Source organism: Paraburkholderia sp. FW306-2-2C-D06C (assembly GCF_058781505.1).
Window position 1 is genome coordinate 69843 of record NZ_JBYSWU010000008.1, and the last position, 15183, is coordinate 85025.

General features: G+C 62.6%; 11 protein-coding genes and 1 pseudogene. 1 reads left to right on the forward strand and 11 read right to left on the reverse strand.

The window, feature by feature from the left end; genetic code table 11:
* Positions 1-221: 221 nt before the first annotated feature.
* The 9 genes from AC3WLT_RS08360 to AC3WLT_RS08400 all read right to left on the reverse strand — a co-directional run bounded on the left by AC3WLT_RS08360 (position 222) and on the right by AC3WLT_RS08400 (position 12296).
* Complete coding sequence (locus tag AC3WLT_RS08360) at positions 222-2237, reverse strand: hydantoinase B/oxoprolinase family protein (RefSeq protein ID WP_492591419.1); 2016 nt, start codon at positions 2235-2237, stop codon at positions 222-224.
* A gap of 27 nt (positions 2238-2264) precedes the next feature.
* Complete coding sequence (locus AC3WLT_RS08365; RefSeq protein WP_492591420.1) at positions 2265-4304, reverse strand: hydantoinase/oxoprolinase family protein; 2040 nt, start codon at positions 4302-4304, stop codon at positions 2265-2267.
* Positions 4305-4383: 79 nt separating this feature from the next.
* On the reverse strand, positions 4384-5415 hold the full coding sequence (locus tag AC3WLT_RS08370; protein WP_492591421.1) for an extracellular solute-binding protein: 1032 nt from the start codon (positions 5413-5415) through the stop codon (positions 4384-4386).
* 53 nt (positions 5416-5468) lie between these two features.
* Entirely contained in the window at positions 5469-6275 is an 807-nt protein-coding gene (locus AC3WLT_RS08375; RefSeq protein WP_492580974.1) for an ABC transporter permease, read from the reverse strand.
* Positions 6272-7156, reverse strand: coding sequence for an ABC transporter permease (locus AC3WLT_RS08380; protein WP_492591422.1), 885 nt, complete (start codon positions 7154-7156; stop codon positions 6272-6274). The genes AC3WLT_RS08375 and AC3WLT_RS08380 overlap by 4 nt, the downstream gene beginning before the upstream one ends.
* A complete protein-coding gene (locus AC3WLT_RS08385; RefSeq protein ID WP_492591423.1) occupies positions 7157-8326 on the reverse strand; it encodes an ABC transporter ATP-binding protein in 1170 nt (389 codons plus the stop codon).
* Positions 8327-8351: 25 nt separating this feature from the next.
* Entirely contained in the window at positions 8352-9602 is a 1251-nt protein-coding gene (locus AC3WLT_RS08390) for an NAD(P)/FAD-dependent oxidoreductase (RefSeq protein ID WP_492591424.1), read from the reverse strand.
* A 373-nt stretch (positions 9603-9975) separates the two neighbouring features.
* The gene (locus AC3WLT_RS08395; protein ID WP_492591425.1) at positions 9976-11415 is read right to left on the reverse strand and encodes an aminotransferase; all 1440 of its coding nucleotides are present in this window, start codon (positions 11413-11415) and stop codon (positions 9976-9978) included.
* Entirely contained in the window at positions 11412-12296 is an 885-nt protein-coding gene (locus tag AC3WLT_RS08400) for an aldo/keto reductase (protein ID WP_492591426.1), read from the reverse strand. Before AC3WLT_RS08400 ends, AC3WLT_RS08395 begins: the two co-directional genes overlap by 4 nt.
* Before the next feature lie 157 nt (positions 12297-12453).
* Between AC3WLT_RS08400 and AC3WLT_RS08405 the strand changes: the two genes are divergently transcribed.
* Entirely contained in the window at positions 12454-13185 is a 732-nt protein-coding gene (locus AC3WLT_RS08405; protein ID WP_492591427.1) for an IclR family transcriptional regulator, read from the forward strand.
* Positions 13186-13277: 92 nt separating this feature from the next.
* Here the strand turns inward: AC3WLT_RS08405 and AC3WLT_RS08410 are convergent.
* Together AC3WLT_RS08410 and AC3WLT_RS08415 are read right to left on the reverse strand one after the other, a co-directional pair.
* Positions 13278-14258: pseudogene (locus tag AC3WLT_RS08410) on the reverse strand (ISKra4 family transposase); the annotation flags it as partial.
* A gap of 38 nt (positions 14259-14296) precedes the next feature.
* A complete protein-coding gene (locus tag AC3WLT_RS08415) occupies positions 14297-14935 on the reverse strand; it encodes a plasmid pRiA4b ORF-3 family protein (protein ID WP_492591518.1) in 639 nt (212 codons plus the stop codon).
* Positions 14936-15183 lie beyond the last annotated feature (248 nt).

The window sequence follows — 15183 nt, forward strand, 5'->3', positions numbered from 1 at the left end:
CGTGAATGGCTCCGCAGTGGTAAAGGATCGAAAAGAACGTTCGGGACGCGGCGAGGCAACATTTTTCGCGTCTCTTTAGCAGCATCGTATGCTTGCAGAATCCGCGAAAAACGCCGACAAAAACTGCCAGACGGCATAAATCACCTGTTCTTGCATCGCCAACGCTGCAATTTGCATGGTCGTCAATGAGGCGCTGAAGACGTCCGCGTTTGCTATCCGCATCAGGCACTGACCGGCACCTGTACGTCGAGCAACTGCGGATAGCGCCGCAGGACTTCGTCATACAGTTCATCGACGATTCCCGCGCCCGCCGTCAGCGTCCCAGCAGCTTCCCTTGCGTCGAGCGCATCGAAGATCTTGTGTTTCAAGAAATGACGCCATACCACCGGCGCACGCGCGAGAATGCCCGTCAACACGTCATAGCGCTCGCGGGTCCATTTCGCTTCATAGGCGTTGCGCTCCACGCCATAGTCGAAGTGAGACGCCGCGGTCTGTTCCGATACGTTTCTCGCCTGGTCGCGCAACTGCGCCGTCAGCGTGCAATCGATCGCTCCGTCGGTCAGCACGACGCCATACAGTTCGCGGGCCTGTTCGACGGAAAGATAGCCGCGACGCACGTCCTCGAGCACTTTCTGCGCATCGCGCTCGTGAGGATGACCGTAGCCGCCGCCGCCGCATCCTTCGAGGCGGATGACATCGCCGGGACCGCACGTCACCAGGTCCGTCACGCCGAGATCTTCCTCGCTATCGAGTCCGGGATTGCGGGTAAATCGTGACACGGCGCCCGCCTTGCCGCCGAGCACCCCCCACGAGGCGAAGCGCGAACGGTCGCGATTGCGCGCCGTCACCAGCGTGCCGGGCGAGAACACTCTGAATTCCATCACGGTTCCCAGCCCGCCACGGTATTTGCCGGCGCCCGCGCTGGCGGGGACGACACCATACCTGGTGATACGGATCGGCACTTCGGCTTCATTGATCTCGACCGGCGTGTTGCGCAGGAACGCGACGTTCGCACCGGACGCATCCGACCCGTCTGCCGAAATCATGCCGCCCGCGCCGCCGCCCACCGGCCCGATCGATGCGATCACCGTGCGGCCGTGGCGGTCCACGGTCTTCACGTTGAGGATCGACATGCCACCGGCCGGACAGGCCGGCAAGCGGTCGGGACATACCATGGAGAACGCGCCGAACGTGACGTACTGCGCGACCTTCGCGGTCAGGCTGCGCATTCCGACCGCAGCCGGCGGAACGCAATTCATGATCGTGCCTTCGGGCATGATGCAGCGCGCCACCTTCAACATCCCGGCGTTGAGCAGCAGATCGGGATTGAGCGAATACAGCACGTAGTTGAGCCCGACGAGTGCAAGGACATGGCGTTCCTTACCGCCTGTGGGCATATTCAGCGATGAATTCAATTGCGGGTCGCTGCCGGTGAAGTCGAATACGAGCGAACCGTCGTTCACCGTCAAGGTCAGCGCCACGCGCAGCGGTTTGCCGTTGACCGAATCCTCATCGGCGTATTCGGCGAAGAAGTACTCGCCGTCCGGCATGCTTCGCACGATGGTGCGCGCCTGCTCCTCCGAATAGTCGAGCAGTGCGTCCGTACCGGCGCGAAACTGATCGAGCCCGAAACGCTCGATAATCTCCAGTACACGGCGTTCGCCGGTCATCAGCATCGCGATCTGCGCCTTCAGGTCGCCGCGATTCTGCTCCGGTGCGCGAACGTTGATGGCCATGTGTTCGAGCAGCGTCTCGTCGAGCACGCCCGCGCGAACGATCTTGGTCGGCGCAAAGCGGATCCCTTCCTGATAGATCTCGGTCAGCGTGCGCGACAGCGACGCCGGCACCGCGCCGCCCATGTCGGTATTGTGAATATGCCCCCCGACATAGCAGACAATCTCGCCATTGAAAAACACCGGCTTCCACATCATCACGTCGGGCGTGTGCGTCGCGACATAGCCGCTGTACGCGTCGTTGGTCATACAGATGTCGCCCGGTTCGTAGTGATCGATCATGTCGATCACCGCGCCGAAGTCGAGTCCCGGATACCACGTTGCGCCCAGTGTTTTCGGTGAGGCGAACGTAAGGCCGCGAGTGTTCATCAACGTGCAGGAGAAATCTTCCGTTTCCTTCACGAACGCGGAATGTGCGGTGCGCACGAGCGTATAGGCCATGCTTTCAGCGGCCGCGACACAGTAGTTCGCGAAGATCTGGAGGACGGATTTATCGAATGTCATGGTACGTTTCCAAGGTCAGTCGGCCATTCAAACGGCTTCAAGAAAAAGATTGCCGTATTCGTCCACGCAGCCGTTGAAACCCGGCAGCACGCAGGTCGTGGTGTCGTCCTGCGCAACAATCGCGGGACCCGGAAACCGATGTCCCGCCAGCAGTGCGGAGCGCCGGTAAAGCGGTACGCGGCGCCACGCGCCGTCGAGGTAGACATCGATCTCAGAGTCCACTTGCGGCGCACCCTCGCCCACCGCGATGTTCGGCAGTTCGGGCTTGGGCGTGGGCGCGGTAATGACGAGCCTGAGCGCGACCACCTGAATCGCGGATTTGTCGTCGCTGTGGCCGAAAAGGCGTTCGTGCTCGCGATGGAAGGCCTGTGCAATCGCTTCGATATCGCCGTTGGTAATCGCTTCTGCCGCAAGCCGCGTATCGATTTCGAACGACTGCCCGCGATAACGCATATCGGCCGAGACCACGATTTCGGCCGTTGCGTCCGTACCGGTTTCGCGAATCACCCAGGCGCGCGCATCGGCTTCGAGCAGCGCGAGGTCGTGCTCGAGCAATGCGAGGGAGGTGCGCTCGAGTGGGTAGTAGGTCGTCCGTACGAAGTCGTTCTTCGTGTCGGCGATCAGACCGCCGAGCGCGCTCAGCACACCCGGCGTGGTGGGAACCAGCAGATTGCGTACGTTCAATGCGCGTGCGAGGAAGCAGCCGAGCATCGGTCCCGCGCCGCCAAACGGCATCAGCCAGAAGGTCCGTGGATCGATACCGAAACGCGAGCTCAAGCGGCTCACGCCTGCGTACATGCCGGAAACCGACACCTCGATGATCGCCGCCGCGGTCTGATAGACGCCGAGTCCCAGGCGCCGTGCAAGCGGTTCGATCGCACGTAGCGACGCGTCGACGTCCACCTTCACCGCGTTGTAGCCGAGTGCCGCGCTGCCGAGCACGCCGATCGCAGCAAATGCGTCTGTAATAGTCGGGCGGGTTCCGCCGCGACCATAGCAAACCGGGCCCGGGCTCGACCCCGCGCTTTCCGGTCCGACCTTGAGCACGCCGAACTCATCCACCCAGGCGATCGAACCGCCACCGTCGCCGACCGACGACACGGATACCGACGGAATATGAATCTGGAAGTCGCCGATATATTCGCCGGTCGCGTACTGCGGCTTGCCATCCACGATAAGTGCGATATCCGCTGTCGTTCCGCCGATGTCGAGACTCATGCAGTCCTTCACCTCGCAGAGCTTCGCTAGATACGCCGCGCCGATCACGCCTGAGGCCGTGCCGGACAGGATCATCTGCACGCAGTTCAGTTTGCCGTGCTCGGCGCTCATCACGCCGCCGTTCGACTTGGTGACCTTAAGGTCGGCGCCGATACCGCTCTCGGCCAACGCCGCCTGCAATTTGGTCAGGTAGTTCGACACGCGCGGTTGAACGTAACCGCCGATGGTCGCCGTCACGGTACGTTCGTATTCACGGATGATCGGCCAGACCTCGTGCGAACACGAGACGAACAGGCCCGGCATCGCGCGCTGGATGATCGCCTTCACCTGCTGCTCGTGCACCGGGTTGCGATACGAATGCAGCAGCGATACGACCACGCCCTCGCAGCCTGCCGCCTGCATGCCGCGTACCGCATCGAGCACACTTGTCGCGTCGACGGGCGTTTCCTCGTCGCCTTCTGCCGTCAGTCGACCAACCACACCGAACACCCGGTCGCGCGGGATCAGCGGCGCAGGCCGGTTGGACATCAGGTGGTACATGTCGGGGATCTTCAGCCGCGCGATGTCGAGTACGTCCTCGAAGTTGCGCGTGGTGACGAGACCGAGCTTCAGCCCCTTGCGTTGCACCACCGCGTTCACGCCAACCGTCGTGCCGTGTGTGAAGTAGACCACCTCGCGCGGCTCGATGCCGTAGCGCTCCCGCAGCCCGTCCACTCCCGCGAGCACCTCGCTGCCCGGACTGTCCGGACGCGAAAACACCTTCAGGGTCCGTATGGTTCGTGTCGCTTCGTCCAGCACCGCAAAGTCGGTGAACGAGCCACCGATATCCACTCCGATTCTCAAACCCATTGCCTTGTCCTTGCCTGTCGAAAATGATGATGCGTCTGAACGCGTGGACTGCATTGACAGTCGCGCGTCACAAGGCCTGTCAGTGGCCGATCTGTTTGTTCCACTGCTCGATCCATTGCGGCGAATGCTCGGAGACCTGCTCGAACTCCACCCAGATCGACTTGTCCTTTGTGGCAATGCGTGGCGCCACGCGCGCGTCGTACTTCACATTACGGTTCGATGCCGCGTATTGCATCGCGTTGACAAAACAGCTCTGACCGTCGGCGGACGCAAGTTCATTCAGGAACTGCCGGCCGAGCGGCGAGCCGTTCTTCACCTTCTGCGCCATGTTCGGGAATGCCACCGAGCCCGGCGACGGACTGATGAAACCGATGTCGGCATTGTTCGCGTCATGCTCGGCCCAGGCCCGGCCGTCGTAGTACATCGCGATATCGACATCGCCTGAGCGCATCGACATAAGCGGCGTGTTCGGGTCGCTGTAGAACGTCGCGTTGCCACTCGCCGACATGCGCTTGATCTGGTCGAGCGCCGGCTGGATGTTCGTGCTCGATCCGCCATAGATCTTCGTGAAAAGCGCGATCAGACCCGGCGGCGTTGCAACATACGCAATGCCGGGGAGCGCCGCCTGCCACTTGCCGGCCACGGTTCCGTCGACGAATTCCTTCCACGTCTTCGGCGGATTCTTCACGGTCTTCGTGTTGTACATCAGGCCGAAATCGCCGAAGGTGATGGGAAAGCCGTAGCCCTTGCCGTAGGCCACGAGGCGCGGATCGAGTTGGGCGACGTTCGGCACGTCGGCGGCCGTCACCGGGTCGAGCAGATTCAGCGACATCGCCTTGTACGCAGCCTCTGGCGTACTGACGATCACATCGATAGGCGGCCTGGAGGGATTCGCCGCCACCTGGTTGACCCATTGCAGCGGATTGCCAAGCACGACGTCGACGGACTTACCGGTCGCCTTCTCGAACGGCTGCACGAAGCAGGTGCGGTACGCCTTTTCCCACGACCCGCCGAATGCGGTGACGGTCAGGTCGGCGGCGCACGCGGATAGTGGCAAGGCTGCGGCGATAGCGAATGCGGCGCTTAAGGTGAAAGTCCGGCTCGATCTCATTGGTGCCTCGTGGCAAGCGGTGAAAGCGGTGAAGGTAGATTCATGCGGTGGCTTCATGCATTGAGCGCACGCAGTCCGTAGGTGCGTTCGACTACCAGTAACAGGCCAATTGCAATCAGCATCTGCACGGTGCTGATCGCGGCAATCGCCGGATCGAGCTGGTTTTGCAGGTACGACAGCATCACGACAGGCAGCGTCGTCACGTTGGCCGTCCCGAAGAAGTAAGAAACCGGCAGGTTGTCGAGCGAGATCAGCACGGCGAACAGCGCACCTGCGAATACGCCTGGACTGATGAGCGGCAGCGTCACGAAATAAAAGCGCTGCAAACGGCTCGCACCAAGTACCGCGGCGGCTTCCTCGAAGTTGATGCCGACGTTGCGATAGACCGCGAGCACGGTGCGCATCACGTACGGCACAGAGATCACCGCGTGTGCGATCAGGAGCGCGACAAACGACACGCCGATGCCGAGGCTCGACAGAAAATAAAGCAGCGAGAAGCCGATGACCAACGCGGGAATCGCGACAGGCGCGAGCAGGAAGGTCGTCAGCGCCGCGGCGACGGCGCTGCGACTGCGGCCGAGCGCAATGGCGGCAGGTACGGCCAGCAGGATCGCGACGAACGCCGAACTGAGCGCGAGATAGACGCTCGTCAACAGCGAATCGATGAACGGGCGATATTCGATCAGTCGCCGATACCAGCGCAACGACACCCCGTGATAAGGCACCGTAATCGCGTTGCCGGCCGTGAACGACGCAACCACGACCACGACGATCGGCGCAATCAGGAACGTGAAAAACAGGAGGTTATAGAGCGCCAGCGGCACGCGCGTGACGCCCGCTCTGCGCAGCGCGGCGATCATGGCCGCGCTCCCCAGCCGCTCACGAACCGCTGCTGCACGAAGAGGCAAACCAGCACGATGAAAAGCAGCAGGTTGCCCATCGCCGCCGCAAAGCCGATGTCCTGTGTCAGGCTGAACTGCTGGAAGATCAACACGGGCAGCGTCACCACCTGGCCGCCGCCGAGCAGCAGCATCGTGACGAAACTGCCGTTGGTCAACATGAACACCAGAATGCACCCGGTCACCACGCCTTCGATGCTCAAAGGCAGCGTCACGTTGAGAAAGGTGCGTACCGCACCGGCGCCGAGGATGCGCGCGGATTCTTCGAGCCGCCGGTCGACACCCTGCAGCACGGGCGTAATCGACAGCACCATGAACGGCGTCATCACGTGGACCAGTCCCATGTAAACCGAGCACGCGCTGTTCAGCACGTTCAGCGGCCGCTCGATCAGATGCAGCGCCTGAAGCGCCTCGTTGACCATGCCGTGGCGCGCAAACAGGATGCGCCAGCCGAAGGTGCGCATGATGATCGACGTAAGCAGCGGCGCGACGAGCAGGAACAACAGCACCGGACCGAAGCGGCCTGCGCGCCGTACGAGAAAATACGCCACCGGATAGCCAACGACCGCGCAAATCGCCGTGGTCACGAAGCTGACCTTGAGCGTGTCGCCAATGACGCCGAGGTAATAAGCATCGTTCAGCAGCTTCGTGTAGAAGCGCAAGCTGAAGGCGCCGCTCTCACGCGCGGGCGCCACGCTGCGAAGTACGTTTTCAATCAGCGGCGCAAGGAAGAACACACATAGGAAGATGAGTGCGGGCACATAGAGCAGGCTCGCGCGCATGCGCCGTTGCGTGACCTTCGTCTCGATCCGTTGCGCCGCGATGGCGTCGAAAGTTTGCATTTACGCCGCCTTCGCCAAAGCAGGCTCGACGTCGGCATCCAGCAACACGGCGTTCTCGGCGTCGAATGAAACAATCACTTGAGCGCCCGCGGGACGCGCACCGCCGCCCGAGGACGAGGTCGCCATTTCGTACGCGTAGACCGGCCGCCCGAGCGCCGCTACGTCGACCCGGTAGGCGTGGTGCGCGCCGCGAAACACATGCTGCGCGATACGGCCGTCGAAGCGGACATGATGGGATTGCGGCGCGTCGAGCACGACTTTCTCGGGGCGGATCGCAAATTCACCGCGCGCGCCGGAAAGCTTGACATCGCGCACCGGGACCACGACCTCCGCTGTGCTTCTGTGCGGCCGGAGCTTAACGGCCTGCGCCCGGTGCTCGATCACATCGCATTCGATCACGTTCGCCGTGCCCAGAAACTCCGCTACGAAGCGCGTGCGCGGCTGCTCATAGACATCGCGCGGACTGCCCTGCTGCAGGATCCGCCCGCGATCCATCACGACTACACGATCGCTCATGGTCAGCGCTTCTTCCTGGTCGTGCGTCACCATCACGCTCGTAATGCCCAGTTCGCTCTGTATCTGGCGCAGTTCGAATTGCATACCTTCGCGCAGGTTCTTGTCGAGCGCGCCGAGCGGTTCGTCGAGGAGCAGTACGGACGGGTTGGTGATCAACGCCCGCGCCAGAGCGATACGCTGCTGCTGGCCGCCCGACAGTTGCGCGATATTGCGTGCCTCGATGCCAGGCAGGCGGATCGTCTCCAGCATCTTCTTCACGCGCGCTACGATCTCACCCTTCGGTGCGCCTGCCATGCGCAACCCGAAGCCGATATTCGCGCCTACGCTCAGATGCGGAAACAGGCTGTAGTTCTGGAACACCATGCCCAAGCCACGTTTGTTCGGCGGCAAACCAGTGACGTCGCGACCGCCAATGCAAACCGTCCCCGTATCGGGCTGATCGAATCCGGCGATCAACCTCAGCGTGGTCGTCTTGCCGCAACCCGATGGCCCGAGCAACGCAAGGAGTTCACCCGGGTACACGTCGAGCGTCATCGTTTCGAGCGCGGTGACGGCGCCGAAATGCTTGCTCACCCCGTCGAGAAGCAGACGCCCGGAGCGTCCGCTACGTTCGGCGTTACCTTGCGAAGTTGATCTGGGCGCTTTTGCCATCATGGAAAGTCCGGTTAGTGCGTGCCGCTCAGGCGCGCTGCCTGCGTTTGTCGATGACGTCGCGAATCTGGTAATAGCTCCCGAGAGCCGGCATGAACCACGGCTTGCCGCGATAAAGGGCGTGCGTAACCATCGGCGTGCCGTAGGCGCTGCTCTCGGGCGCTTGCCCTTCCATGATCACGCGCGCGACCTTGTAGCCGAGGTAAGTCATCATCACGACGCCGCTGCCGTTGCAGCCGAGCGCGTAGTAAATGCCATCGGCGGTGCGGCCCAGATGCGGCAGGAAATCGAGCGTGAGCGCGACCGTGCCGCCCCAGCTGTACGCCACTTTGACGTCGGCCATCTGCGGGAATCGCTCGACCATCTGCGCGTGCAGGACCGCGGCCGACTGGCGCCGGCCGAGGTTGTAAAAGCGCGCGCGGCCGCCGAACAGGAGGCGCTTGCCGTCGGGCGAATAGCGGTAGTAGTTGACGACGCGGCGCGTCTCCGAGATACCGCGGCGCTTCGGTATCAGCGACGCCTGCAGGTCGGCGGGAAGTTCTTCGGTGGCGATCTGGTGCGACACGACAGGCACCACGCGACGTTGCAGATCGGGCATCGATTCGTCCGTGTAACCGTTGGTGCAGACCACCACGTGCCGGCTGGCGAGCGTCCCCCGCGACGTCTCGATCCGATATTCAGCCCCGGAGCGCGCGATGCTTTTGACCGCGGACTCGCTGCATACCGTCGCGCCCGCGCCGCGTGCGGCGGCAAGCAGGCCGGCAAACATCATCGACGGATGGACCTGGCCCGCGCGCTCGAGCAATACGCCGCCCGCATAGATATCGCTCGCCAGTTCGCTGCGCAGTTCCTCGCGCGAGAGGATCCTTGCGCCCGCCGACGCGTAAGTGTTCAGGTTGACGATGCGCTTCTTCCACGCGCTCATGTGCGCGTCGGTCCACATCGCGTTAATGCGTCCGGCCTTCAGATAGGAGCATTCAATGGCGTTGTCCCGGAGGATGCTTTCGAATACGCCATACGACGCGGCTGCTTCGCGCAGCAGCGCCTGTTGACGCTGCTGCGATATGGTGCTGTCCAGCTTCTTGCCCGATGGCGCCTTGCCCACGTTCACCCCGCCCGATACCTGGCCGCCGCTGACCGTACTCGCGCCGATGCCCGGCACGTCAGCTTCGAGCACGGCCACGCGCAGGCCATGCTTCGCGAATTCGAGCGCGCACGACAATCCCGCATAGCCGGCGCCGACGATCGCCACGTCCACGTCGCGGGGAACCTCGGACATGAGTTCGTCGTGCGGGCGCCAGTCTTTCCACCAGAACGGGGTGTCGGTGAAATCGGAGGAAAACACTTGGTTGCGCGTCGGCACGGTGGGGCCTCTGGTTGCGTTGGACTACGGATCAGCAATGCACGGTTTTCAACTCGTGCCGCATGGTGGAACGTCGTTCCAAATGATTGTTGAAACGCAAATTATCACGCGTATTTAGCGCGTGCAAGCATTCAGAAAATCGGAAAAAACAGGTCGTCGCACATGCGCAGGACGACCGGAAAGCCGGCAATGAACCGCCACGCTCGCCTGGCTGGCGAGGGCGGTAAAAGGAGACGTGGGCGGCGTCGAAGCCGCGAGGTTTCGGCGCGCCGCTAGTCGCGGCGAGGCATCAGTTAGACACAGGCAACCCGTCGCTCGCGGCGTGCAACGCCTGATGCGTAATGTCGACGATCTCGTCGATATCGGCTCGCGTAGCGATCAGCGGCGGCGCGAATCCGATGATGTCGTTGGTGCCGAGCGGACGGACAATCAGGCCACGCGCAAGCGCTGCCTGCGCAACCCTCTGGCTGGCCTTCAGTGCGGGCGCAAACGGCTTACGTTCAGTTTTGTCGGCCATCAGTTCGAGCGCCGCGAGCATCCCCGCGCCCCTCACATTGCCGACAAGCGGATGATCATCGAACTCGGCATGCAGACGCTCGAGGAAATAACCGCCGACGTCCGCCGCATTGCTCGTCAACTGCTCGCGTTCGAGGATGTCGAGGTTCATCAGTGCGGCGACCGCACACACCGGGTGGCCCGAGTAAGTCCAGCCGTGGTTCATCGCGCCCTGCTCGCGTGAGCCGCGCTCGATCACCTCCCACACCCGCTCGCTGACAATCACGCCGGACAGCGGCAAGTACCCGCTCGTCAGTCCCTTCGCGACCGAGATCAGGTCCGGTTCGATGCCGTAATGCTCACTGCCCGTGCGCGAACCCAACCGCCCAAAACCGCAGACGACTTCGTCGGCGACGAACAGGATGTCATGACGTTTCAGCACGGCCTGGATGGCCGGCCAATATCCTGCCGGCGGCGGCACAATGCCGCCCGAGCCCATGACCGGTTCGCCGAAGAATGCGCCAATCGTGTCGGCCCCTTCGCTCGCGATCAGTCGTTCCAGTTGTTCGACACAATCCGCCACGAACTCGGATTCGCTGTCGCCAGGCCTGGCATCGCGATAGAAGTCGGGACTGGCCGTGTGCAGCACCTGCGGTATGGGCAGATCGAATCCGGCGTGAAACTTCGCCTGCCCGGTGAGGCTGCCGGTTGCGATGCCGGACCCGTGATAGCTGCGACGCCTCGCGATGATTTTTTTCTTGCGCGGCCGCCCGAGCACATTGTTGTAGTACCAGACCAGTTTCACCTGGGTCTCGTTGGCATCCGAGCCGGACATCCCGTAGAACACTTTCTTCATTCCCGGCGGTGACCAGTCCTCGATCAGACGTCTCGACAGCTCGACAGCGGGGTCATTCGAGAAGCCCGCATACGTGTGATAGAACGATAGCTTGCGGATCTGTGCCGCGATCGCCTCGGCCATCTCCTCGCGTCCATAGCCGATGTTCACGCAATAGAGACCCGCGAATGCGTCAATGTAGGAGCGTCCTGCATGATCTTCGATGCGGATGCCCGATGCACGCGTCATCAGACACCCTTCCACCTCGCCGGACGCATGGTCGAACGCGTGCGTTCCGGGGTGCATGAAGTGGCGCCGGTCCGCCGCGAGGGTAGCGTCGCTCAGCGTGGTCGTGGCCGCGTCGACGGCCGGGATCATAACTGTGTCGATCAGGTTCATGGTTTCGCTGCCACTAAGGCGTTTTCAGGGATGTCCCACTCCGGATGCCAAGCCGGCTTGCTTACCCGGCCGTCGGCACGGGCGAGCGCGCTGATGCGCGCCATCGACACTGCATCGAGTTCGAAATCGAATACCGCGAGGTTTTCACCGATACGCACCAAATTCGATGATTTCGGAATTGCCGCCACGCCGGGCTGCTGCATCAGCCAGCGCAATATGATCTGTGCAGGTTTGCGGTCATGTTGACGGGCGATGTCCGCGATGACCTGGTCGGCAAGCAGCTTGCCGCTGCCGAGCGGCGAGTGCGAGATCAGCGCCATGCCGTGCCGCGCGCAGGCCTCGAGCAGTTTGGTCTGGTCGAGGTACGGGTGGTATTCGCACTGGTTCGCGACCAGCGGCAACGACGACAGCGCGACGGCACGATCGAGCAGCGCCACTGGAAAGTTCGATACGCCGATATGACGCGTCAGGCCGCTGCGTTGCGCATCGCAGAGCGCGCCTATCGTCTCCTCGAGCGGCACCTCGGGATTGGGCCAATGCACGAGCAGCAGGTCGACGTGATCGAGTCCAAGCCTTGCGACGCTCGCTTGCGCCGCGCGGCGAAAGTCGCGCGCACGTAATTCGGTATGCCAGACCTTGGTGGTGACAAACACGTCGTCGCGTGTCAGACCGCTCGCTGCGAGCGCCTGGCCGACCGCCTGCTCGTTTTCATAACGCGCAGCCGTGTCGATATGCCGATACCCTGCCTCAAGCGCTGCGCGAACGGCACGTACACCTTCGTCGTGGGTGGATTGCCACGTACCCAGCCCGATCCTGGGGATGCGTGCACCGTTGGCGTCGATTACCGGCAAAGGCGCGAGCGGGTGAGCAGAAATTGCCATCGCAAAGTTGTTCTCCGTGCTTCAAAATTTCTTCAGGGTGTGCCACAATACGGCACGTCGTTCCACAATAAGCAGGTGCAAAGTAACACGCGCTTTTTTTCGTTGCAAGCAGACAACGCGCGCGCTCGCCTGTAGCCGCAAGTCATCGGAGACGTGCATGAAGAGTTTGTTGAAGAGCCTGGAGATCCTGGAGGCTGTGTCGCAGAACCAACCGGTCAGCGTCGGCGTGTTGGCGCGTTTGCTCGACATGCCGAAATCCAGCGTGCAGCGCGTGCTGTTAACTTTTCTCGAAGCGGGTTGGTTGCGTCAGACCGGTGGCGATCTGACGCGCTGGGAAGTGGGCGCGCGAATCCTCGGCGTGCGCCCTGCCGCGCTCCGCGGTGGCACGCTGTACGCCGCTGCCCGGGAGCCGATGCGTGAACTGCGCGACTTGACCAACGAGACGATTCACCTGTCGATTCCGGACAGCACCAAGTCGATGGTGCTCATCGATCGCGCGGACTGCACGCAAACGGTTCGGACGTTCAGTCCGATCGGCGATCTCAGTCCGTTCCACGCAACGGCAACGGGCCTTGCGGTGCTTGCGTACATGAGCGAAGCGGAGGTGGAAGAGATTTTGAGCCGCGACCTGCCAAAATTCAGCGAGACAACACCGTGCGACCCCGCAGAGATAAGACTCGAACTCGAACGGATCCGGCAACGCGGATATTCGATCAACCTGTCGCAATACCGGCGCGCGGTATGCGCAATCGGTGCCGCGATCATCGATTCAGACGGCGCCCCGGTGGGCAGCATCTGCATCTCCATGCCCGAATCCCGCTATGAGCCCGAGCGCCTCGAAGAATGGGGGAAAGCTGTTGCGAAGGCAGCAGCAGCGATCAGCGTGTAGCGTTGCTGATAGCTGCGAGCGGAACCCGTGCCTAATGCCGACCGCGCCCAAGGTATTGCGGCATAGGGCCCCCGCTTTGGCGCGGTCTCCCCGTCGGCGCAAGGCCTGTCGTCGCATTCCGGTAGCCCCCCGATCATCTGTTCGAGATTCTGTACCCGCATGGCGACGTGAAACCAGTCGAGCACACTCTCGCCACAATCGCCAAAATCGATCTGGGCACGGCGCACCGTGTCGCCGCCATCGGAGAGGAAAGTGACTGGTTGATCGCACGCGAGGCCTTCCCGCGTAAGAAAAGCCAGCATACGATCGGCCGGGTTGTCCTCGAGCTTGTGAACGTACGCGAAGCTGTGTCCCCGACGGTCATCTCGCAGTGATTTACCCACAATGACTTCGAACCAGCCGTCAAGGCGGCTTCTGTGCCCGGCGAGTCGGATATAGCCGCCGTCGATCCCGACGGCGCGCACCGAACTGCGTTGAGGAATATCGCACCGGCCGGCGCTGGGATCGATGTGTCGCCGTTGCTCAACCGCGATCGCGTCGGCGTCAGTGCTCTCGAGGCGGTGGCTCAGTCTGGCGACGTGGCGCCGGATCGTGGTGGCCGCCAGCACATGCCCGAGCGGTAACACCTCCTCCAGTACCCGGACGGTCAGCCCGTACGACATCAGCGCGGCAAATTTCGCCTGGAGATACTGCAGCTCGGGACTCGTCCGGTCGCACAGGCAACTGGCCAGTGGACTGACGGACCGCCGCCCCGGTCCGGAACACCGGCATTGGTACAACCGCGGACTGTCGATCGATAGCCGGCCAAACACCGAGCGGTAGACCAGCCGATGGTGGCCCTTGCGGGCCAGCCGGGAGCCGCAGTCTGGGCACACGCTCAGCCGCGCGATCGCTTCAGCCGCCTGGGCGTCAACCATCGAACGCTGCAGTCGTCCCAGCAGCGCCTTCGCCTCGTCAAGGTGCAAGCCGAGCGAGCCGGCATCGAAGCCTTCCCGTTCAAAGTGCGCAATCTCCGTGACGCTCGCCTGCTCGTCGATTTCCGTCTGGACCACAATCTGCACGCTGATCTGCATGGCAGCCTCCACCCCGGCACATCGCCTGGGCAGTCAGCTTACCGCGCAAACTTCTGCAGCCGCTCGTTCGCTGCCGGGCGGTCGAAACACCGATCAAGCCAGACGAGCCATTCGTCGACCTCGGCGCGCAGATCATTCACCTCCATGCAGTTGTCGCGTAGCGCCTCAAGCCACTCAAGAAAGTCGTGCTCGCCATGAGTTTCCAGGGCCTTCATAAACCGCTCAGGACCTCCGGCGTGTTCTGGCGGGCACCGTCCGGCGCCCGCAATACAGCGCGGTAGCATTTTCGACCGCAGGCTGTGCGTTCGCCGCTCGACGCGCACGTCATGTAACCACCACGCGGTGAAGTCGTACACGTAGGCAAAGCGCTCATGTTCGTGCAAACCGAACGCCGCCAGTGACAAGGTGTCTGGACCGTCAAAGAACTGCAGCGCGCCGTCGCGATGCCCGCCGTAACGCCAGCCCCGAATGACGAACTGGTGCAGATGTTCGTCGTTCCAGCCCATGGCGAGCTGCATCACATGATGCAGTTGCGCGATCGTAATCTGCTCGGGAACCAGCAGGCGCCGCCAGACCGGCGGGCTGACGCCCCGCAGACTGATTCGCAACTGGAGCACGGAAGTGGTTTGGGAAGAATCGCCGAACATCGACCCACTATAGCTGCTCCCCTCGGCCATATTCACAGGTCAGACTTCAGCCCCCGCTTTGGCGCTGTCTCACGATGGCGGGGTGCCCGTGCGCGGAGGAGCACCTTGAAACCCTGAGTGACCTCGTTCGCGGCGAGGACGTGCAAGTGCGGCATTGACAGTCGCGGCGGCCCGCTTGACAGCGGGCGTCGTCACAAGGGCCGACGCCCGCCCGGAATGCGTAGGCAGACCTATTGTCCGTGAGTGATCGTACCGTGCGACTGCTCGACGTTTGATAC